Genomic DNA, 19287 nt, shown 5'->3' on the forward strand with positions numbered 1-19287 from the left:
GCCCCCCTCCCCCCCCGTGGGGGGGGGCCCCCCGCGGCCCCCCCGGGGGCCCCCCCCCCGACGACCCGGTACGGAGGTGCACACGTGCGGTGGCGGCGAACCCTACCGGCAGTGGTAGCCCTGCTCGGCGTGACCGGGCTCGGGCTGATCACCGTCGGCCTCACCGCCGACCCGGCGCGGCCACCACTACCGTCGGCCGACGCGCCGACCCGCACCCACCCCGCACCGGACCTGGCGCCGCTGCCACCCGCCGCGCCGGTCCGGGTGCAGATCCCCGCCATCGACGTACGCGCCGACATCGTCCCCGTCGGCGCCGACGCCGCCGGGGTGCTGGAGGTGCCGCCGCTGGACCGGCCCACCCTCGCCGGCTGGTACCGGCACGGGGTCAGCCCCGGTGAGACAGGCAACGCCGTCCTGGTCGGACACGTCGACGCGCCGTCCGGCCCCGCGGTCTTCTTCGACCTCGGTCGGCTCCGCGCCGGGCAGCAGGTACAGGTCACCCGCGCCGACGCGCGGGTCGCCACATTCACAGTGGACGACGTGCGGGCGTACCCCAAGGAGCACTTCCCCACCACGCTGGTCTACGGCCCGGCCGACGCCGCCGGGCTACGCCTGATCACCTGCGGCGGCCGGTTCGACGCGGCGACCGGCAACTACGTCGACAACATCGTCGTCTTCGCCACCCGCACCGCCTGAACCGGACCGCCCGCCTCAACCGGACCACCTGCCTGAAACCGAGCCGCACGCCCGCGCCGCCGCCTCCCCGCTGTCGGGAGCCGGACCCTGGTCGGCAGAATGCGGTGGCACCATCGCCTGATCGGGACGATGCGCCGGCGACAGGGAGGCACGCGGTGGATCAGCGACCGGTACGGGACCGGACCGGTCGAGGCGTACGCGCCCTGGCCCGGCGACTGCTCGGACGGGTCGAGGGCGCCTCCCCCACCCCCCGCCGGTCCAACCCGGACGCCGTGGTCGACTGCGCCGTCTACGTCAACGGCCGTCGGGAACCCGGCCAACCGCACTACGCCGACGCGTACACCCGGGCACGCCACCGCCGCGACGCCTTCGTGTGGCTGGGACTTCACGATCCCGGCCCGGCCGTGCTCGCCGCAGTCGGCCAGACCTTCGGCCTCGACGAACTGACAGTCGAACAGGCGCTCGCCGACGGGCACCGGCCCACAGTGCAGCGCCACGGTCCGGTCACGCTGCTGGTCCTGCGCACGGCCGGGTACGTGGAGCACGACGAGCTGACCGACACCTCCGAGGTGATCGACACCGGTGACGTGATGGTGCTGCTCGGCGACCGCTTCGCCATCACGGTGCGGCACGGCGCCGCCGGGGCGCTGCGCAGCGTCCGCGCCGACATCGAGCGCCGCCCCGCGCTGCTGGCCGCCGGCCCGTGGGCGGTGGCGTACGCGGTCTGCGCCCGGATGGTCGACTCCTACCTGGAGGTGGCCGGGCACGTGGAACGGGACCTGGAACGGGTCGAGGAGGCGGTGTTCGCCCGCGACCGCAGCGCCGACATCCAGCACATCTACCAGCTCAAACGGGAGGTGGTGGAGTTCAAGCGGGCAGTCCTGCCGTTGCAGGCGCCGATGCGTACGCTGCTCGAACCCGACGGTCCGCCGCGTGCCCTGCACCGCTGGTTCGTCGACGTCGACGGCCGGCTGAGCCGGGCGGTGGACCCGGTGGCCGCGTACGACGACCTGCTCACCTCGATCGTTCAGTCGCGACTGGCGCAGCTCGCCGTCGAGCAGAACAACGACATGCGCAAGATCGCCGCCTGGGCGGCCATCGCGGCCACCCAGACCGGCATAGCCGGCATCTACGGCATGAACTTCAACCACATGCCCGAGCTGGCCTGGCGTTACGGCTACGCCGGGGCCCTCACCCTGATGGCGGCGGCGGCCCTGTTCCTGTACCGGCTGTTCCGCCGCTCCGGCTGGCTGTGAGCCCACCCTCACCCCGCCCCGCCCCCGCCCTCGCCCCCGCCCCCGCCCCGCGATCTTGCAGTTTGTGTCGTCGATACGCACCCTTAATTACTTATGTCGCCACAGAAAGTGCAAGATCGCGTGAGGCGGGCCTGGGCGGGGCCGGGCCAAAGACCGGGGGTGCGGCAGGATGAACGACGTGGGTAAGGGTGCGGGACGTCGGCGGGCGAACGCGACGACGGGACGGGTGTGCCCGTGCGGTTCCGGTCGGGCGTACGCGGACTGCTGCGCCCCGGCGCACGGCGGCGACGCCCCGGCGACGGCCGAGGCGTTGATGCGCTCCCGGTTCAGCGCCTTCGCCCTCGGCGACTCCGGTTACCTGCTGCGCAGCTGGCACTCCTCGACCCGGCCCGCCTCCCTGGAGCTCGACCCGGGGCAGCGGTGGACCCGACTGGAGATCGTGGAGACCGAGCGGGGCGGCCTGCTCGACACCGCCGGCACGGTGACCTTCCACGCCCACTACCGGGACGCGGGCCGGCCCGGCACGTTGACCGAACACAGCCGGTTCGTCCGCGAGGACGGCAGGTGGGTCTATCTCGACGGTGACCAACCCTGACGGCTGTTCGGGCGTAGGATGACGTCGGCGTAGTCCTGCGCCGCACCTCCCTCCCGGCGCTCACGCCGTCGGCAACGCGGAGGCAGAGGGGGCCTTGAGCCCTCGGGACGTGGTGCCACATGCCCCACTCCGGCGGGGTCGGCGGGAGCGTGGGCCGGGCCCGGATGGAGAAGACCGGCGGGAGCTACACCACCGCCCGTCGGCACCTGATCAAGCGGGTCGCCGAGCCGGCGCTGCCGGCGAGTCAAAGGCCCGGGTCAACGTCCGGCACGAGAAGCTGACCGGAGCGGAGCAGGCTGCGGAGTTGAAGGCGTACTGGCGGGACCGGCTCACCGCGCCGAAGGTGTTGCCCGAAACGGACGGAGACCACCGATGACAATGACATTCATCAACCTGCCGGTGCGCGACCTCACCACCGCCACCGAGTTCTACCGGGCGATCGGCTTCACCAGCGACCAGGCCGGGCCGGACGGCGACAGCACGGTGCTCACCATCTCCGACACCACCCGGCTGGTGCTGCACCTGCGCTCGGGCTTCGAGACGTACACCGGGGTCGCCACGCCGGACACGGCGACCAGCCGGGAGGTCATCATCGGGCTGTCGGCGTCGAGCCGAGGGCAGGTCGACGAGTTGGTCGACCAGGCGGCGGTCGCGGGTGGGGAGTCGCTCGGGCCAGGGATGGCCAACGGCCCGATGTACATGCGCGGCTTCCGCGACCTCGACGGCCACCAGTGGTCGTTCCTGCACATGGCCGGCTGACAGTGCAGCCCGGCGGCGGCCCGAGGAGGCCGCCGCCGGGCCCCGGTCAGTCCGGCACCGCCGCGGCCACGCCGACGGGCACTGCCGTCCGGCGGCGGTGGGTCAGCAGCACCAGCGCCACCACGAGGTACGCCCCGGCGGTCAGCGCGAACGCCACAGCGTTGCCGGCCGCCGTGGCGAGCAGACCGTAGCCGGCGTACGTCACGATGATCAGCACGTCGGTGGCCATCCCGGCCAACGAGGTGACAGTGGCGCGGGTGGTGCCGGTGATCCGGGCCTGGAGCCGCGCGTCGGCCAGCACTGTGGCCAACTGCGCGGCCCCGAAGGCCACCGCGAGCAGCACGAACCCCGCCGGGTGCCGGAGCAGGGCCCCTGCGGCCAGCGCGACGCCGACCAGCCCCAGCAGGGCGGCGTAGCCTCGGCTGCCCAGCCGCTCCCCCGCCGGGGCGAGCAGCCCACCGACCGTCACTCCGGCCCAGAGCAGCAGGAGCAGCAGCGGTACGGCCCGCGCCCCGACGCCGGTGTCCAGTGCGAGCAGCGGGGTGTACTCGTCCAGGGCACCCCAGTCGGCGGCGACAACGGCCACCAGCAGCACAGCGGCCCGTACCGGCGGGCGGGTGCGGACCTGCGACACTCCGGCCCGCAGCGTGTCCCACCACCCCAGGTCCCCATCGTCGGCCGGGCTCGCGGGCGCGACGGTGTCCGGGGCGTCCGGTCCCGGGGCTGCGGCACCCACCGGCCGGGCGGCCATCGCCGGCTCGGCGACCGGGACGGCCGCGGCGGTCGGCGCGCGGTGCTCCGGGAAGCGGGTCGCGACGATCGTGGCGAGCAGGCAGGCGAGCACGCTGGCCGCGCCGACCATCGGGTACCCGCCGACGGCGAGCACCGGGCCGGCGAGCACTCCGGAGACCACCACGCCCAGCACACCCGCCGTCCGCGCCCGCCCGAGCACCCGCGCGTACCGGCCGACAGCGCCGAGCCGGTCCAACTCGGTCCAGACCAACGCCTCCAGCGCACCGGAGACCAGTGCGCCACCGGCGCCCCAGAGCAGGAAACCGACAGCGAAGGCCGGGTACGACGGCAGCAGCACCCAGAGCGCGAAACCCGCGGCGGTCACCAGCGGGGCGAGGCACAGCAGCAGCCGGCGGGACAGCACGTCGGCCCAGGCGCCGGAGGGCACCTCGAACAGGATGCCGGCGGCGGACCAGATGACGAAGAGCGACGCGATCTGCCCCACCGACAGCCCGGTGTCGGCGAACAACACCACGTACAGCGGATAGAGCAGGACGAGGTCACTGAGGAACGAGTACCCGTAGAGGGTCGCCGTCAGCCGACGGACCGCCGGCTCGGGCACGCGCGGGTCGATGCGGGTCATGGGGCCTTCCCGTGAGAGTGGAGACGGACACCGGACGTGCGGTGCCCGTGGTGGCCCACGGGATCGGCCGACGCTGCTGGATCAATGTCGCCAGGTCATGGCCGCGATGCTAGACAACCTGCGCGGCTACGGCCAGCGCTTTCGGTGTGCCGGGAAACGCGAACCGCGCCGGCTGGGCGGACAACGAGAGGCGGGGCGGGATCAGATCGGGCCCGCCCCACGCGCGTGTCGCGCAACCCACTGTTAGCGTCGTCTGCCATGGCCGATCACGCGCTGCTCGCCTCGGGGCGCGCCGGCGCCTGGTTCGTGGCGGGCGCGCCTCCGCCCCCCGGCGCGGGCGCCCCCCCCGGGGGGGGGGGGGGGGCGACCCCCCCCCCCCCCCCCCGCCGCCGTACCGCTGGTGTCAGCGCCTGTCGACCGGCGGAATGACAGTGGTGGTCTCACCGTCGTCGCTGGTGCGCTGCCCGGGCACCGCGCGATCGGTGCCGCCCGTGACCACCTGGGTGGCGTCGGGGTCGACGCCGGCGCCCACCACCTGCGTGGTGTCCGAATCGGCCGAGCCGCTGACCACCTGGGTCGTGTCGTCGGTGGCGGAGGGTCGAACCGGCGTCGGCGTCACGTCGTCGACGGTGCTGCGATCGACCGCCTGGGTGGCGTCGGAGCTGACCGGAAAGTGGACGACCTGGGTGGCCTCCGGGTCGGTGGGCCGGGTCACCACCTGGGTGGCGTCGGCGTCGGCCGGCCGGGGCACCACCTGGGTGGCCTCCGCGCCGCTGGTGGTGGCCGACCGGCGGGCCAACTCGGCCTCGGCGTCGCGGCGACCGGCCCGGTACGCCTGGGCGTGCTCGGCGATCACCTGCGACTCCTGCTCGGCGCGGGTCAGCCACGACTCCCAACGACTCTGCATCGGACGGATCAGACCGCCGCCGACACCGACGACGAGGATGCCGCCGATCGTGGCCAGCACGGCGATCAGCACGGGAGTGGTGACCGCTGTGGCCACGCCGATCTGGTTCAGCGCGGCGATGACGCCGAGACCGAGGATGAACACCGAAGCGATGGTGGCCAGCACCCGGCCGTACGACAGGCCGCCGAGCGCGCCGCTGATGATGTCCTTGACCGCGTTGGCGATGGCGGCGGCGACCACGACGATGACGATCGCGACGAAGGCGCGGGGCAGCCACGCGATCACCGCGCCGAGCAGGTCGGAGATCGGGTTCGGCCCCCAGATGCCGAAGGCGAGCTGAAGGGTGAACAGCAGCACCGCGTAGTAGACGAGCTTCGCGACGATGTCACTGGCGTCGTACCGGGAGCGGCTCAACGCGCGGCGGATGCCGCCGCGTTCGACGGCGCGGTCGAAGCCCACCCGTTCGAGGACCTTCTCCACGATCTTCAGTGCGGCCTTGGCGATCAGCCATCCGGCCACCAGGATCGCCAGGAAGGCGACGGCCTTGGGCAGGAAGAGCATCACCGAGCGGAGAGCGTCGCCCACCGCGTCGCTGACGTTGTCACTCATCTGGTCATTCCTTAAATGTGGCAGCCGGAACGGTCAGTCCCGACCTACCCCCGACCCGACGCGCGGAAACGCCGACCAGGCAGGACCACCCCTCTGGCGCGGGGATGAGTCTTGGCAATATTCTCCGGAGTAAGTGCGGCCACTGGAGCTACTTTTCATCCCCCGCCGTCGGCCGCAGGAGGAGACGCAATGCACGTCGACCATTCCGAAGTGGATCGCCGGACGCTGCTGCGGGCCGGTCTCGGCGCCGCCACTGTCGCCGTCGTCGGGAGCGAACTCGCCTTCCCGGGCGCGGCGCAGGCCGCGCCGGGCGCCGACCTGGACTGGATCATCAGCTGTGACGAGTGGGCCGCCCGCCCACCGAAGGACCCGCTGTCGGTGAGCGCCATCGCCACCAACAAGATCATCGTGCACCACATGGCGTTCCCGAACGTCACCGACTACTCCCGCGAGCAGGCGGTCAAGCTGGCCCACGACTGCCAGGACCTGCATATGGACGGCAACGGCTGGTCGGACACCGGCCAACACTTCACTGTGAGCCGTGGCGGGTACGTGCTGGAGGGTCGCCGGGGCAGCCTGGAGCGCCTGGAAGCCGGCGACCGGCAGATGATTTCGGCGCACTGTCCGGGTGAGAACGGCAGGGCCATCGGCATCGAGAACGAGGGCACCTACGTCACCGAGACGCCACCCGAGGCGTTGACCGACTCGCTGGTCAAGCTCTGCGTCGCGATCTGCCGGCAGTACGGGCTGCACGCACACGACATCTTCGGCCACTGGGACTTCCGCACCACCGAGTGCCCGGGCGCGGCCTTCTACCGGCAGTTCCCCGAGCTGCGGCGGCGGGTGCACGCCGCCCTGGGCACCAAGCTCGGTGAGGTGCCGGCACGCCGCTGGCCGGATCTGTGGCGTTTCGTCAACTCCCCCTCGGTTCGCGTGGTGCAGCACCTGCTCGCCTACCGGGGCTACCCGGTGACCGTCAGCGGCACGTTCGACGCCGCGACCGTCGCGGCGGTGCAGGACTGGCAGGCCCGCAACGGCATCGCGGTGGACGTGGACGCCACACTCACCACGCCGACCTGGGAGACCCTCGCCCCGGAACTGGACCAGCACGCCGCCGGGGCGCCGGTCACGGCCGTGCAGGAAATCCTCGCCACCAAGGGGTACGCGGTCACCGTCACCGGGGCGTACGACCACGCCACCCGGAGGGCGGTGCAGGACCTTCAGGCGCTGCACGGTCTGCCCCGCAACGGCAAACTCAGCACGAGCACGTGGTGCACTGTCGTCGGCGGATCGGTCCGCGAGTCGTTCCGGCACCGCTGAGCGCGGGGTGGCGGTGCGGGCCGCACCCGCACCGCCACCAGCCAGCTCACCGGTTTGATCCGCCGCCCGGGCGGAAAGACTCCCGGGCATGACCTGGGCCCGTCGAGCCGTACCCGCTGCCGCCGCCGCCGTCGCGGCCCTCGCCGCGCGGGACCTGATCCAGCGCGACCACGCGCTGTTGCGCAACTTTCCGGTCCTCGGCCGGGCCCGCTACCTGTTGGAGACGATCGGGCCGGAGCTACGGCAGTACATCGTGGCCGGCAACAACGAGGAGCGGCCGTTCACCCGCGACCAGCGCCGCTGGGTGTACGCGTCGGCCAAACAGGAGAACAACTACTTCGGTTTCGGCACCGACAACGACATCGAGTACACCCCCGGGTACCCGATCATCAAGCACCGCACGTTCGGCCGTGCCGTGCCGCCGTCGTCACCGACAGCCGGGCACGACGTGCGGTTGCCCTGCGCGAAGGTGCTCGGAGCGGCACGGGGACGCGCCCAGGCGTTCCGACCGGAGTCGGTGGTCAACATCTCCGGGATGAGCTTCGGCTCGCTCTCTGGCAATGCCATCTCCGCGCTCAACAGGGGGGCGGCGCTCGCCGGCTGCCTGCACAACACCGGCGAGGGCGGCCTGTCGCCGTACCACCGCAACGGCGGTGAGCTGGTCTTCCAACTCGGCACCGCGTACTTCGGCTGCCGCGACCAGCACGGCCGGTTCAGCCTCGACCGGCTGAAGGACCTGGTCGCCGACGCACCGGTGCGGGCGCTGGAGATCAAGCTGAGCCAGGGCGCCAAGCCGAGCCTCGGTGGGCTGCTGCCCGGGGCGAAGGTGTCCGCCGAGATCGCCGCCACCCGCGGCATCCCGGCCGGTCAGGACTGCGTCAGCCCATCCCGACACGCCGAGTTCTCCGACTGCGACAGCCTGCTCGACTGGGTGGAGTTGCTGGCCGCCGAGACGGGTCTGCCGGTCGGCATCAAGTCGGCGGTCGGTGACCTGAGCTTCTGGCAGGAGTTGGCCACCCTGATGCGGGACACCGGCAGGGGTGTGGACTTCGTGACGATCGACGGCGGCGAAGGTGGCACCGGGGCCGCACCACTGATCTTCACCGACTCCGTGTCGCTCCCGTTCCAGCAGGGCTTCTCCCGGGTCTACAAGATCTTCGCCGAGCGGGATCTGCACGAACAGGTGGTCTTCGTCGGCGGCGGCAAGCTCGGCCTGCCCGACAACGCCATAGTGGCGTTCGCGCTCGGCTGCGACATGGTCAACGTCGGTCGGGAGGCGATGCTCGCGATCGGCTGCATCCAGGCGCAGAAGTGCCACACCGACACCTGCCCCACCGGCGTCGCCACCCAGAACGCGTGGCTCGCCCGGGGCCTGGACCCGACGTCGAAGTCGGTCCGGGCGGCCAACTACCTGCGGACGCTGCGCCGGGACCTGACCAAGGTCGCCGAGGCCTGCGGCGTCGAACACCCCGGCCTGATCGGCACCGACGCCGTGGAGATCCTGGACGGCCGCACCGGCTCCACCCCACTGCACCAGGTGTACGGCTACCGACCGGAATGGGGACTGCCCTCGCCCGCCGACCAGGCGGAGATCATCCGGCTGATGGTCCCGGAGGCACCCCAGGGCGGCAGCGCCCCGCCCTCCGCCACTGCCGTCGGCTGAGATGGCGCCCGACCCGACCCGACCCGGGCCGGGCCTTGCCCCGGCCTCCGACCGGACCTGGACTCCGACCCGCCGTCCGGCCTACTACCCCGCTGGTCTCGGGCCGGGAGCCCTATCCGCTCATTCGCGCGATGCCTGTGAGTCATCAATATGACTGACAGTCATCGCCCGTTTCCGCGACATGCCCTCCAACTACCGTCGGTTCGGCAACAGCCCCGGCGAGGCAACCGACCGGCCCGCGCCAACCCGGCCGAGCACAGCGCCGAACCGCGGGCGTCCAGACGATCGTCGCCACGGGCGCCACGGGTGGGCGGGCCGAGGACGCCGCGTCGTCGGCATTCGACGGGATAACGCGTGGAGCCGTTGCCGAGGGCACCCGTATGGTGGCGCGGTGCTGATCAGACGCGAGACACCCGCCGACGTCGACGCCGTTCGGGCGGTGCACTGCGCAGCCTTCGCCAAGGCCGACGGCGGTGACGGCGTACCGGTCGAGGCGACCCTTGTCGACGCGCTGCGCGCCGACGAGGGCTGGCTGCCCGCGTACTCCCTGGTGGCGACCGATGTGGACGGCCGGGTGGTCGGGCATGTGGTGGCCACCCGCGGCCGGGTGGGCGGTGCGCCGGTGGCGTTGGGCCTGGGGCCGCTGGGCGTGTTGCCGGACCGGCAGCGGAGCGGTGTGGGCAGCGCGTTGATGCACGCGGTGCTCGGCGCGGCCGACGCACGGGACGAACCGCTGGTGGTCCTGCTCGGGCATCCCGACTACTACCCGCGCTTCGGGTTCCGGCCGGCCGTCGAGCTGGGCGTCACCCCGCCCCAGCCGTGGGGGCCGCAGTACTTCATGGCGCGACAGTCGCACGCCTGGCGCGAGTCGATCCGCGGCGAGTTCCGCTACGCCAGCCCGTTCGACGACCTGTGAACCGACAGGCTGTGCGTCGACGACGCGCCACCGACCTGGACGGCTGCGTCGCGGCGCTCGCCGAGGTTCACCGGGTCGACGGGTACCCACTGAACTGGCCCGCCGACCCGCACCGCTGGCTGCGCGAGCCGCACCCGGCGCGAGCCTGGGTCGCCGTCGACGCCGACGCGGCCGTTGTCGGACACGTCGCGGTGCATCGGATCCCCGATCAGGTGGACGGCCCGCCCGGCCGGCCGACAGCCGAGGTGGCTCGTCTCTTCGTCGCGCCGAGAGCCCGTGGGTTGGCGCTGGGCAGCGCGCTGCTGGACCGGGCCCGCCAGTGGGCGGACAAACGCGCAACGGACCTGGTGCTGGAGTTGGCCGCCGGTGGCACCGCGGCCGCCGCGCTGTACGAGCGCGCAGGGTGGCTGTGGGTCGGCACCAGCACGGCACCATGGACCGCTCCCGACGGCAGCCCGGTGTCGCTGCGTCACTACACGCTGCGTCACCGCGCGTCGGGCTCCGAGGTCGCGCCGGCCAGCCCCGCGAGGCGACGGGCCAACCGGCCTGCGGCCTCGCGCAGCCCGGGAGGCTCCAACACCTCCATCTCGTGATCCAGGCGGGCGAGGTGCGCGGCGAGCCAGTCCAGGCTGTCGCCGCCGACGACCAGCACTGACCAACCGTCGCGGTCTTCCTCGACCTGCCCCACCTGTGCTGGGATAACCTCCCGCAACCGCTCCGGTCGGGTGTGCACCCGCACCCGGGCGAGGTACCGGTACGGCGCCCCGGTCACGGAACGCTGCACGAAGGAGACCGGATCCGGGTGGTCGCGCGCGGGGAAACGCCAGGTCGTCGCCACCGCAGCCCGCATCCGGTCCAGTCTGAACGTCCGCCAGTCGGCGCGGTCTGCGTCCCAGGCCATCAGATACCAGCGGCGGCCGGTGGTGACCATCCGGATCGGCTCGACAGTCCGTTCCTGCTCACCAGCGTCCCGGCCGGGATAGTGGAATCGAACGCGGACCCCGTCCCGACAGGCCCGGGCGAGTGTCACCAGCAGTTCCGCGTCGATCTCGGCGACCGGGCCGATGAGGGTGTCGGTGGAGCCGTGCACCGCCCGCACCTCGGCGCGGAGCCGCGACGGCATCACCTGGTCGAGCTTCGCGAGTGCCCGCAGCGCCGCCTCGCTCGCACCGGCGATCGTGCCCCCGGAGGCCAGCCGCAGCGACACCGCCGTGGCGATCGCCTCCTCGTCGTCGAGGAGCAACGGCGGCAGCCGGGTGCCCGCACCGAGTCGATAGCCGCCGCCGACGCCCGACACCGCGTGCACCGGGTAGCCGAGCGCCCGCAGACGCTGCACGTCGCGGCGCACGCAACGGCCGGTGACCCCCAGCTCGGCGGCGAGTTCGGCAGCCGTCCAGGACAGCCGTCGTTGCAGCAGCGCCAGCAGGCGCAGCACCCGCTCGGTCGTCGCCTCGACTGTCACGCGTCGATCGTTTCACGGATAGCGGAACAACCCTGTCCGCTATCCGCGAGAGGCTGAGATCATGACCGACCAGAACAGGAAGCAGGGATCCGCCGTGACCCGCGACGTCCAGATCACGTTCGACTGCGCCGACCCGGCGAGGTTGGCCACGTTCTGGGCCGAGACGCTCGGCTACCAGGTGCAGGCACCACCCGGAGACTTCGAGTCCTGGGACCAGGCGCTGGAGGCGATGGGTGTGCCGCCGGAGAAGCGCAACGACGCGTCGGCGGTAGTCGACCCCGAGGGCTCGCGGCCACGGCTGTTCTTTCAGCGGGTGCCGGAGCACAAGCAGGTGAAGAACCGCGTCCACCTCGACGTACGCGCGGCCCCCGGACTGGAGGGCGAGGAGCGGATGGCGGCCCTGGAGGCGGAGGCCGAACGGCTCGTCTCGCACGGCGCCAAGCGGCTCAGCCGGCACGAGCCCACTCCCCCGTTGGGCGCCGGTCATCTCATCATGGCCGACCCCGACGGCAACGAGTTCTGCCTCGACTGACCGACGTTCGCCCAGCTCACTGCCGCATCAGACGGACGCCATGCGAACATGTGTACGTGTCGCCCGGCGCCAGCATCCTGCACGCCGACCTGGACGCGTTCTACGCGTCGGTCGAGCAGCGTGACGACCCGCGTCTGCGGGGGCGGCCGGTGATCGTCGGTGGCGGCGTGGTGCTCGCGGCCAGCTACGAGGCGAAGGCGCGGGGCGTCCGCAGCGCGATGGGCGGCCAGCAGGCGCGGAGGCTGTGCCCGGACGCGATCGTCGTGCCGCCTCGGATGTCGGCGTACACGGCGGCGAGCCGCGCGGTCTTCGAGATCTTCCGGCAGACCACACCGCTGGTCGAAGGGCTCTCCATCGACGAGGCGTTCCTCGACGTGGGTGGTCTACGGCGGCTGGTCGGGCCACCGGCCGAGATCGCCGAGCGACTGCGCCGGGAGGTCCGCGACCGGGTCCACCTGCCGATCACGGTGGGGGTGGCCCGCACGAAGTTCCTGGCCAAGGTGGCCAGCGGCGTGGCGAAACCGGACGGCCTGCTGGTGGTCGCACCGGACGCCGAGCTGGCGTTCCTGCACCCGCTGCCGGTGGAACGGCTCTGGGGCGTCGGCCCGGTCACGGCCGCGAAGCTGCGCGAACGCCGGATCCGTACCGTCGGGGAGGTGGCCCGCCTCGGTGAGGCGGCGCTGGTGTCGCTGCTCGGTGCGGGCGCCGGCCGGCACCTGCACGCGCTGGCGCACAATCGCGACCCCCGGGCGGTGCAGGTGGGGCGGCGGCGCGGTTCGATGGGCGCGCAACACGCGCTGAGTCGCACCCCGCACGCCTCGACGGAACTGGACGCCATCCTCGCCGGCCTGGTCGACCGGGTCAGCCGGCGGATGCGGACGGCCGGGCGGTCCGGCCGCACCGTGGTGCTGCGGCTGCGCTTCGGCGACTACACCCGGGCGACCCGCTCGCACACGGTGGGTAAGGCGACGGCGGAGACGACGCCACTGCTCGCCGCCGCGCGTGCGCTGCTAGGCACCGCGCTGCCCGAGATCGATCGGCGTGGCATCACCCTGATCGGTGTCTCAGTGGGCAACCTCGACGACAACCCGGTCCAGCCTGAGCTGCCGTTCCAGCCGGACTCCGGGTCCCATCTGGACGCTGCGGTCGACGCGGTCCGCGACCGGTTCGGATCAGCGGCGCTCACGCGGGCGGTGTTGCTCGGCCGGGAGCCGGGCGTGGAGATGCCGCTTCTGCCGGACTGACCGATAAGCGTGCGGCGTCCTCGGCCGAGCTGCGATCAGAGACACATCACAGCAGGTCGGCGGTTTAGCCGGCGGCTGACGGGTGACCCTTGGGGGGTACAGCCTGACGAGGGGGGCCCACCATGTCCGACGACACCAGCAACCGACCGAGTCGCACCGCCGAGCGTCCGCACGACGTGACCGACCCGCTGCTGTGGCAGTTGGCGATCGACGTGCTGAGCGCACACGAGCCGGACGACGAGGGCCAGTGCCGCAACCTCCAGTGCGCCGGGCAGTCCTGGCCGTGCGCGGCCCGCACCGGTGCCGAGCACTCACTGCGGCTGGCCCGCAGCACACCCGCCTCGGTCGAACTGACCGTCGACGGAACCGACGGCGACGACGCCGACACGGACGGGCGTCGTGACGCGGCGGTACCGGCCCCCCGCTGGGGCTGGAACGCCGGACCGGTGGCGTCGCACCGAGGGGCGAAGGCCGCCTCCGCGGCGTGACGGGCCACCAACCCCTGCGCTGATCCGCACCGCACAGGCGAACGCTCGGCCGGTTGTCCGGTCGAGCGTTCGCCTGTCGCGGCGGAGCCTGGCAACGATGGACCTCAAGCCCGGTCCGTGGGCCGACGCGGACGCGTTCTCCCACTGGAACCGCTGGTAACCGGCCACCACCGCGCGCCACCCACGGCCAGCAGCAACAGGACCACTGACAACAGCGGAAACCAATCTCCGGTACGCGAATAGACAGTGCCCCACCCCGACGTCGGTGTGGTGAGCAGCAACTGCGCGTCACCGGCGGTGGCCTCGCCCACCATCCTGCCGCCGGGGTCGGTGACCGTCAGCCGGCCGAACGCCGCGGCCCGGACCACGACGAGCCCGTTCTCCACGCCCCGGACCAGTGCCATCCGTCCGTGCAGCCAGCCATCGGAGGTGAAGTCCAGGGCGGGGACGAGCAGCACCGAGGCGCCCTGCGCCCGATACCGCCGGACCAGGCCGGGAAAGTCGAGGTCCTTGCAGATCGCGATGCCGAACCGCCCGTCCACGAGCACCTCGTCACCCGGCGTCAGCCAGTCTTCCAGGCCCGGGACGAGATGCTGCTTCTCGTACGTCGCGATGGTCCCGCCCGGTGTGAGCACCAGCGCGACGTTGCTCGCCCTGTCGGCCCGTCGCCGCACCGCGCCGACGACGACCTGAGCCTCGGTCTGCTGGAGCGCGGCCACGAGCACCGGCATCGTCGTGTCCGTCACGGCGAACACCTTCTCCGGCAGGACGACGATCCGCGCCCCGCGGGCGACCAGGTTCTCGACCCGCGCGGCGTAACGGGCGAGCAGGTCACGGCCGGGCTGCCCGTCGATCGGGAGCCCGTCCTCGGGCTGCCGCAGTGCCACCAGGCCGACGGTCAGCCGCTCGGCCGGCTCGGGCGAACGGCCCAGCGACCAGGCCGACCACCCGCCGGCGCCGAGCAGGAGGACGAGAAGGCAGGTGAGGGCGGGACGAGGGCTTCCGCGCAGGGCGGCGAGGGCGATCGGGACGGCGAGCAGCAGGTAGGTGACGCCCCAGACGCCGGTGAGCGCGGTCAGTTGGATCACCGGGCGGACGTCGGCCTGCGTGTAGGCGAGGCTCCACCAGGCGCCGTTGGGCAGCAGGCGGGACGCTACGTACTCCCCCAGCACCCAGAGCGAGGGCACGGCGAGGACGGCGAGGACTGTTCGTCCGCGCAGCAGCAGTGCGCGGGCGAGCAGGACCGTGCCGGTCGCGAGACCGACGCCGAGCAGGACCACACCGGCGACCACGGGGACCGGTAGTCGCAGGGTGCCGAGGTAGTAGCCGAGCACGCCGCACTGACCGATCGACCAGGCGAGGGCTGTCGCGCAGAGCGCCGTCCTCGGGCGTACCCGCGTCGAGGCGAGGATCAGCGGGAGCGGGGCGAGCCAGGTCAGCGCGGGGACCGGGTGCAGCCCGGTGCCACCGAACCAGAGCAGGCCACTCAGGAGCGTGGCGAGGATCGTCATCATGTGTCGAGCGTGCGGCGGTGGCGGCCGGGTCGGATCGCCCTGCGAGGCCGGATCGATCTGGTCCCGTGGAGGGAGGCGTCAACGCGCCGGGTCGGACGATACTGCCGACGTGAAGCGGTACGTCAATCTCGCCGTCACCGTGGCCGCCGTCGCGGCGACAGTGCTGCCCGCCCTGGCCGGTGGGCCACGCGAGTGGTGGGTGCTGCCGCTCGCGGTGGCGTCGTCGGTGCCGGTGCTGTGCCGGGACCAGGCGTTGCTCCGGGTCGCCCTCGTGGTGGGCGTCGCCACCACCGTGTCCGCCTCGCTCGGCGCGCCCCCACTGCTGCCGGTCGGACCGCTCGTCTGCCTCTACACGTTCGCGGCGCGGGCCTCAGTGCCGATCCGCCTGCTCGGCATCGTGCTGACCGCCGCCGGCCTGCTGGTCTCGTTGCTGTATCCCCGCCCGGACGTGGAGGTGCTGCGTTACCTGTCGGTCGCCTACCTCTTCGCGTACGCGCTGGGCACCAGCACCCGGGCACGCCGAAGCCAGACCGCGGCCCTCGCCGAACGCGATCGTCGCATCGCCGGTGAACGTGCGGCGGCGGTGCTGCGCGAACGCACCCGGATCGCCCACGACCTGCACGACATCCTCACCCACGCGGTCGGCGTCATGATCGTCCAGGCGGAGGCGGGTCCCCTCCTGGTCCGTCACCAGCCGGATCGCGCCGATGCCACGTTCGCGACGATCGCCGCCACCGGCAGGGACGCTGTCGTCCAGCTCCGCCGCGCGGTCGGCAGCCTGCACGAACCCACCGACCAGCCACTCGACCAGCCGGGTCTGGACCACCTTCCCGTCCTGGTCGAGCGGGTCCGCGCCACCGGCCTCGATGCCGTGCTCACCGTCACGCCGTCCGCGGGTGCCGTCGAGCCGCCGCTCGCGCCGCCCCCGGACGTCGGGGTGGCCGCCTACCGGATCGTGCAGGAGTCCCTGACCAATGTGGTGCGCCATGCCGGGGCAGGATCGGTTCGCGTCCGACTGGACTACACGGCGAACTCGCTCACCGTGTCGATCACCGACGACGGGCGCGGTCATCGAGCGTCCGACGCCGGCCGGGCCGGGTACGGGATCGTCGGCATGCGCGAGCGCGCCCACGCCTGCGGCGGCACCCTGCACACGGGCCCGACCTCCGACAGCCAGGGCTTCGCGGTGACCGCTGTCCTGCCGCTGTCGACACCGGCGGTGATCTGATGCTGCGTGTCGTGCTCGCCGATGATCAGGACCTGTTCCGGGCGGGGTTCGCCACCATCCTCGGCGCCGAGCCGGACATCGAGGTGGTCGCCGAGGCCCCGGACGGCGCAGCCGCAGTGCGGGTTGCCCGCGAACACCGCCCCGACGTCGTCCTGATGGACATGCGGATGCCCGTCCTGGACGGTGTCGCAGCGACCCGCCAGGTCTGCGCGCTCACCCCGAGCCGGGTCCTCGCCCTGACCATGTTCGACACCGACGACTACCTGTACGCGGCCCTGCGGGCCGGGGCCAGCGGCTTCCTGCTCAAGGACGCTCCCCGAGCCGACCTGGTGAACGCGGTCCGCGTGGTGGCCGCCGGGGACGCGCTGCTCGCTCCCGCCGTCACCGCCCGAGTGATAGGCGAGCTGCACCGGCGGGGCCATCCGGACCCCGCCCGGGCCGCTGCGGTGTCTGCCCTGACCGCCCGTGAGACGGACGTGCTGCGCCTGATCGCGGCCGGCCTGTCCAACGCCGAGATCGCCGCCCATCACCACCTCAGCGAGCACACGGTGAAGACCCATGTCGGCAACCTGCTCACCAAACTGCACCTGCGCGACCGCGCCCAGGCGGTGATGATCGCCTACGAGTCGGGTCTGGTGATCCCCGGCCGGTGATGTGACCGGCCGGCGGGGCCCGCTGTTCGGGCGACCCGCCGGCCGGGGGGGACGCCAGTTACAGGGTGCGCGCCAGTCGGTCGGCGAGCGTCCGGGTGAAGCGGGCCGGATCGGTCAGCTCACCGCCCTCGGCGAGCACCGCCAAGCCGTAGAGCAGCTCGGCGGTCTCGGTCAGGGCGGCCGAGTCGCTGCCCTGCTCGTGGGCCTTGCGCAGCCCGGACACCAGCGGGTGACCGGGGTTGATCTCCAGGATCCGCTTGGTGGTGGGGATCTCGTGCCCCATCGCCCGGTACATCTTCTCCAGGGTCGGCGTGAGGTCGTGGGCGTCGCCGACGACGCAGGCCGGTGAGGTGGTCAGCCGCGACGACAGCCGGACCTCCCGGACGCTGTCGGTGAGGGTGGTCCCCAGCCAGTCGAGCAGCCCGGCGAACTCCTGTCGCTGCTGCTCGCGCTCGGCTTCGGCCTGCTGCTTCTCCTCGTCGGTGTCCAGGTCGATCTCGCCCTTGGCGATCGAGCGCAGTGGCCGACCGTCGTACGTGCCGACCCGCTCGACCCACACCTCGTCGACCTGGTCGGTGAGGAGCAGCACCTCGTGCCCCTTGGCGCGGAACGCCTCCAGGTGCGGAGAGTTCTCGATGGCGGCGCGGGACTCGCCGGTGGCGTACCAGATGTCGCTCTGGCCGTCCTTCATCCGCGAGACGTAGCCGGCCAGGTCGGTGGGCTCGGCCGGATCGTTGGTGGAGGCCACCGACAGCAGGTCCAGCAGGGTGTCCCGGTTGTCGGTGTCGTCGATCAGCCCTTCCTTGACCACCGCGCCGAACTCGGTCCAGAAGGTGCGGTAGCGCTCGGCGTGGTTGGCCTTGAGGTCCTTGACAGTGGCGAGGACCTTCTTGACCAGGCGGCGGCGGACGATCTGGATCTGCCGGTCCTGCTGAAGGATCTCCCGGGAGATGTTCAGCGACAGGTCGTGCGCGTCGACCACGCCCTTGACGAAGCGCAGGTAGGTCGGGACCAGCGCCTCGCAGTCGTCCATGATGAAGACGCGCTTGACGTAGAGCTGGACGCCGCGGCGGCCCTGCGGGGAGAACAGGTCCAGTGGGGCGTGGCTGGGCAGGAAGAGCAGCGCCTCGTACTCGAAGGTGCCCTCGCCCTTCATGTGCACGACCTCGAGCGGGTCGGCCCAGTCGTGGCTGACGTGCTTGTAGAACTCGTTGTACTCGGCGGCGTCGACCTCGTCGCGGGGTCGCGCCCAGAGCGCCTTCATCGAGTTGAGGGTCTGCACCTCACGGGTGGCGGCCGCACCGTCGGCGCCGGGGCGTTCGACGCTCATCCGGATCGGCCAGGCGATGAAGTCGGAGTAGCGCTTGACGATCTCGCGGACGGTCCACTCGGCGGTGTAGTCGTGCAGGTTGTCCTCGGTGTCGGCCGGCTTGAGGTGCAGCGTCACCGTGGTGCCCTGCGGCGCCTCGTCGACCGCCTCGATCGAGTAGGTGCCCTCGCCGGTGGACTCCCAGCGGGTGCCGCCGGTCTCGCCGGCCTTGCGGGTCAGCAGGGTGACCCGGTCGGCGACCATGAACGCGGCGTAGAAGCCGACCCCGAACTGGCCGATGAGGTCCTGCTTGGCGTGGGCGTCGGCGGACTCGCGCAGTTGGCGCAGCAGCTCGGCGGTGCCCGATTTGGCGATCGTGCCGATCAGCTGGACGACCTCGTCGCGGGTCATCCCGATGCCGTTGTCGCGCACTGTGAGGGTGCGGGCGTCGCTGTCGATCTCCAGGGCGACGTGCAGGTCGTCGGTGTCGGCGACGAGGTCCTTGTCGACGAGGGTGGCAAGCCGGAGCTTGTCCAGTGCGTCGGACGCGTTCGAGATGAGTTCCCGCAGGAAGACGTCCTTGTTCGAATAGATCGAATGGACCACCAACTGGAGGAGCTGACGCGCCTCGGCCTGGAATTCCAACGTTTCGGCCTGGTTGCTCACACCGTCTCCCATCTCGGCTCGTGCGAAGGTTCGCGGAAAGGATACGAGTCGTCACGGGTCGGGGTGTGGGCGCATCCGGGTCGTATTCCCGATCC

Annotated in this window: 18 protein-coding genes; 13 read left to right on the plus strand and 5 right to left on the minus strand. The window is 72.2% G+C overall.

Annotated elements, in window-relative coordinates; translation table 11 throughout:
* Positions 1–84: 84 nt before the first annotated feature.
* From AB0B98_RS22875 to AB0B98_RS22890, 4 genes are all read left to right on the plus strand, one after another.
* Positions 85–696, plus strand: a complete 612-nt coding sequence (locus AB0B98_RS22875) for a class F sortase (protein ID WP_357365129.1) — start codon at positions 85–87, stop codon at positions 694–696.
* Positions 697–851: 155 nt separating this feature from the next.
* A complete protein-coding gene (locus AB0B98_RS22880) occupies positions 852–1952 on the plus strand; it encodes a magnesium and cobalt transport protein CorA (RefSeq protein WP_357365131.1) in 1101 nt (366 codons plus the stop codon).
* A gap of 169 nt (positions 1953–2121) precedes the next feature.
* Positions 2122–2547 carry a YchJ family protein gene (locus AB0B98_RS22885; RefSeq protein ID WP_357365132.1) on the plus strand — a complete coding sequence of 142 codons (426 nt, stop codon included), beginning with the start codon at positions 2122–2124 and terminating at the stop codon, positions 2545–2547.
* A 372-nt stretch (positions 2548–2919) separates the two neighbouring features.
* Positions 2920–3306, plus strand: coding sequence for a VOC family protein (locus AB0B98_RS22890; RefSeq protein ID WP_357365134.1), 387 nt, complete (start codon positions 2920–2922; stop codon positions 3304–3306).
* Positions 3307–3352: 46 nt separating this feature from the next.
* Here AB0B98_RS22890 and AB0B98_RS22895 read toward each other — a convergent pair whose 3' ends face one another.
* Together AB0B98_RS22895 and AB0B98_RS22900 are read right to left on the minus strand one after the other, a co-directional pair.
* A complete protein-coding gene (locus AB0B98_RS22895) occupies positions 3353–4681 on the minus strand; it encodes an MFS transporter (protein WP_357365136.1) in 1329 nt (442 codons plus the stop codon).
* A 403-nt stretch (positions 4682–5084) separates the two neighbouring features.
* Positions 5085–6197, minus strand: coding sequence for a hypothetical protein (locus AB0B98_RS22900; protein ID WP_357365138.1), 1113 nt, complete (start codon positions 6195–6197; stop codon positions 5085–5087).
* Between the two features lie 210 nt (positions 6198–6407).
* On the opposite strand from AB0B98_RS22900, the gene AB0B98_RS22905 reads away from it, so the two are divergent.
* From AB0B98_RS22905 to AB0B98_RS22920, 4 genes are all read left to right on the plus strand, one after another.
* Positions 6408–7517: an N-acetylmuramoyl-L-alanine amidase gene (locus AB0B98_RS22905; protein WP_357365140.1), complete on the plus strand. Its 1110-nt coding sequence runs from the start codon at positions 6408–6410 to the stop codon at positions 7515–7517.
* Between the two features lie 88 nt (positions 7518–7605).
* Positions 7606–9180, plus strand: a complete 1575-nt coding sequence (locus tag AB0B98_RS22910; RefSeq protein WP_357365142.1) for an FMN-binding glutamate synthase family protein — start codon at positions 7606–7608, stop codon at positions 9178–9180.
* Positions 9181–9571: 391 nt separating this feature from the next.
* Positions 9572–10096: an N-acetyltransferase gene (locus AB0B98_RS22915; RefSeq protein WP_357365144.1), complete on the plus strand. Its 525-nt coding sequence runs from the start codon at positions 9572–9574 to the stop codon at positions 10094–10096.
* 11 nt (positions 10097–10107) lie between these two features.
* Positions 10108–10689 (plus strand): GNAT family N-acetyltransferase, encoded by a 582-nt coding sequence (locus AB0B98_RS22920; protein ID WP_357365146.1) that lies wholly within the window; start codon positions 10108–10110, stop codon positions 10687–10689.
* Here the strand turns inward: AB0B98_RS22920 and AB0B98_RS22925 are convergent.
* Positions 10581–11558: a YafY family protein gene (locus tag AB0B98_RS22925; protein ID WP_357365148.1), complete on the minus strand. Its 978-nt coding sequence runs from the start codon at positions 11556–11558 to the stop codon at positions 10581–10583. The two genes, AB0B98_RS22920 and AB0B98_RS22925, sit on opposite strands and share 109 nt — an antisense overlap.
* Before the next feature lie 61 nt (positions 11559–11619).
* Here AB0B98_RS22925 and AB0B98_RS22930 point away from each other — a divergent pair, with 61 nt between their 5' ends.
* The 3 genes from AB0B98_RS22930 (at position 11620) to AB0B98_RS22940 (ending at position 13822) form a co-directional block, all read left to right on the plus strand.
* Positions 11620–12090, plus strand: coding sequence for a VOC family protein (locus tag AB0B98_RS22930; RefSeq protein WP_357365149.1), 471 nt, complete (start codon positions 11620–11622; stop codon positions 12088–12090).
* A 56-nt stretch (positions 12091–12146) separates the two neighbouring features.
* Positions 12147–13334 (plus strand): DNA polymerase IV, encoded by a 1188-nt coding sequence (gene dinB, locus AB0B98_RS22935; protein ID WP_357365151.1) that lies wholly within the window; start codon positions 12147–12149, stop codon positions 13332–13334.
* Between the two features lie 122 nt (positions 13335–13456).
* Positions 13457–13822: a hypothetical protein gene (locus AB0B98_RS22940; RefSeq protein ID WP_357365152.1), complete on the plus strand. Its 366-nt coding sequence runs from the start codon at positions 13457–13459 to the stop codon at positions 13820–13822.
* A 104-nt stretch (positions 13823–13926) separates the two neighbouring features.
* Here AB0B98_RS22940 and AB0B98_RS22945 read toward each other — a convergent pair whose 3' ends face one another.
* Positions 13927–15336, minus strand: coding sequence for a nitrilase-related carbon-nitrogen hydrolase (locus tag AB0B98_RS22945; protein ID WP_357365154.1), 1410 nt, complete (start codon positions 15334–15336; stop codon positions 13927–13929).
* A gap of 109 nt (positions 15337–15445) precedes the next feature.
* Here AB0B98_RS22945 and AB0B98_RS22950 point away from each other — a divergent pair, with 109 nt between their 5' ends.
* Together AB0B98_RS22950 and AB0B98_RS22955 are read left to right on the plus strand one after the other, a co-directional pair.
* Positions 15446–16564, plus strand: a complete 1119-nt coding sequence (locus AB0B98_RS22950; protein WP_357365156.1) for a sensor histidine kinase — start codon at positions 15446–15448, stop codon at positions 16562–16564.
* The gene (locus AB0B98_RS22955; protein ID WP_357365158.1) at positions 16564–17217 is read left to right on the plus strand and encodes a response regulator transcription factor; all 654 of its coding nucleotides are present in this window, start codon (positions 16564–16566) and stop codon (positions 17215–17217) included. Before AB0B98_RS22950 ends, AB0B98_RS22955 begins: the two co-directional genes overlap by 1 nt.
* Positions 17218–17275: 58 nt before the next feature.
* Here AB0B98_RS22955 and htpG read toward each other — a convergent pair whose 3' ends face one another.
* On the minus strand, positions 17276–19204 hold the full coding sequence (gene htpG / locus AB0B98_RS22960) for a molecular chaperone HtpG (protein WP_357365159.1): 1929 nt from the start codon (positions 19202–19204) through the stop codon (positions 17276–17278).
* Between the last annotated feature and the right edge of the window lie 83 nt (positions 19205–19287).

The sequence above is a fragment of the Micromonospora sp. NPDC048947 genome, from assembly GCF_040649495.1.
GTDB lineage: Bacteria > Actinomycetota > Actinomycetes > Mycobacteriales > Micromonosporaceae > Micromonospora > Micromonospora alfalfae.

Bases quoted from the DNA above. Each gene is read 5' to 3' on its own strand.
- AB0B98_RS22885 (WP_357365132.1), top strand. From the start codon at position 2,122: ATGAACGACGTGGGTAAGGGTGCGGGACGTCGGCGGGCGAACGCGACG.
- AB0B98_RS22890 (WP_357365134.1), top strand. From the start codon at position 2,920: ATGACAATGACATTCATCAACCTGCCGGTGCGCGACCTCACCACCGCC.
- AB0B98_RS22895 (WP_357365136.1), bottom strand. From the start codon at position 4,681: ATGACCCGCATCGACCCGCGCGTGCCCGAGCCGGCGGTCCGTCGGCTG.
- AB0B98_RS22900 (WP_357365138.1), bottom strand. From the start codon at position 6,197: ATGAGTGACAACGTCAGCGACGCGGTGGGCGACGCTCTCCGCTCGGTG.
- AB0B98_RS22910 (WP_357365142.1), top strand. From the start codon at position 7,606: ATGACCTGGGCCCGTCGAGCCGTACCCGCTGCCGCCGCCGCCGTCGCG.
- AB0B98_RS22930 (WP_357365149.1), top strand. From the start codon at position 11,620: ATGACCGACCAGAACAGGAAGCAGGGATCCGCCGTGACCCGCGACGTC.
- AB0B98_RS22940 (WP_357365152.1), top strand. From the start codon at position 13,457: ATGTCCGACGACACCAGCAACCGACCGAGTCGCACCGCCGAGCGTCCG.
- AB0B98_RS22945 (WP_357365154.1), bottom strand. From the start codon at position 15,336: ATGATGACGATCCTCGCCACGCTCCTGAGTGGCCTGCTCTGGTTCGGT.
- AB0B98_RS22955 (WP_357365158.1), top strand. From the start codon at position 16,564: ATGCTGCGTGTCGTGCTCGCCGATGATCAGGACCTGTTCCGGGCGGGG.
- htpG (WP_357365159.1), bottom strand. From the start codon at position 19,204: ATGGGAGACGGTGTGAGCAACCAGGCCGAAACGTTGGAATTCCAGGCC.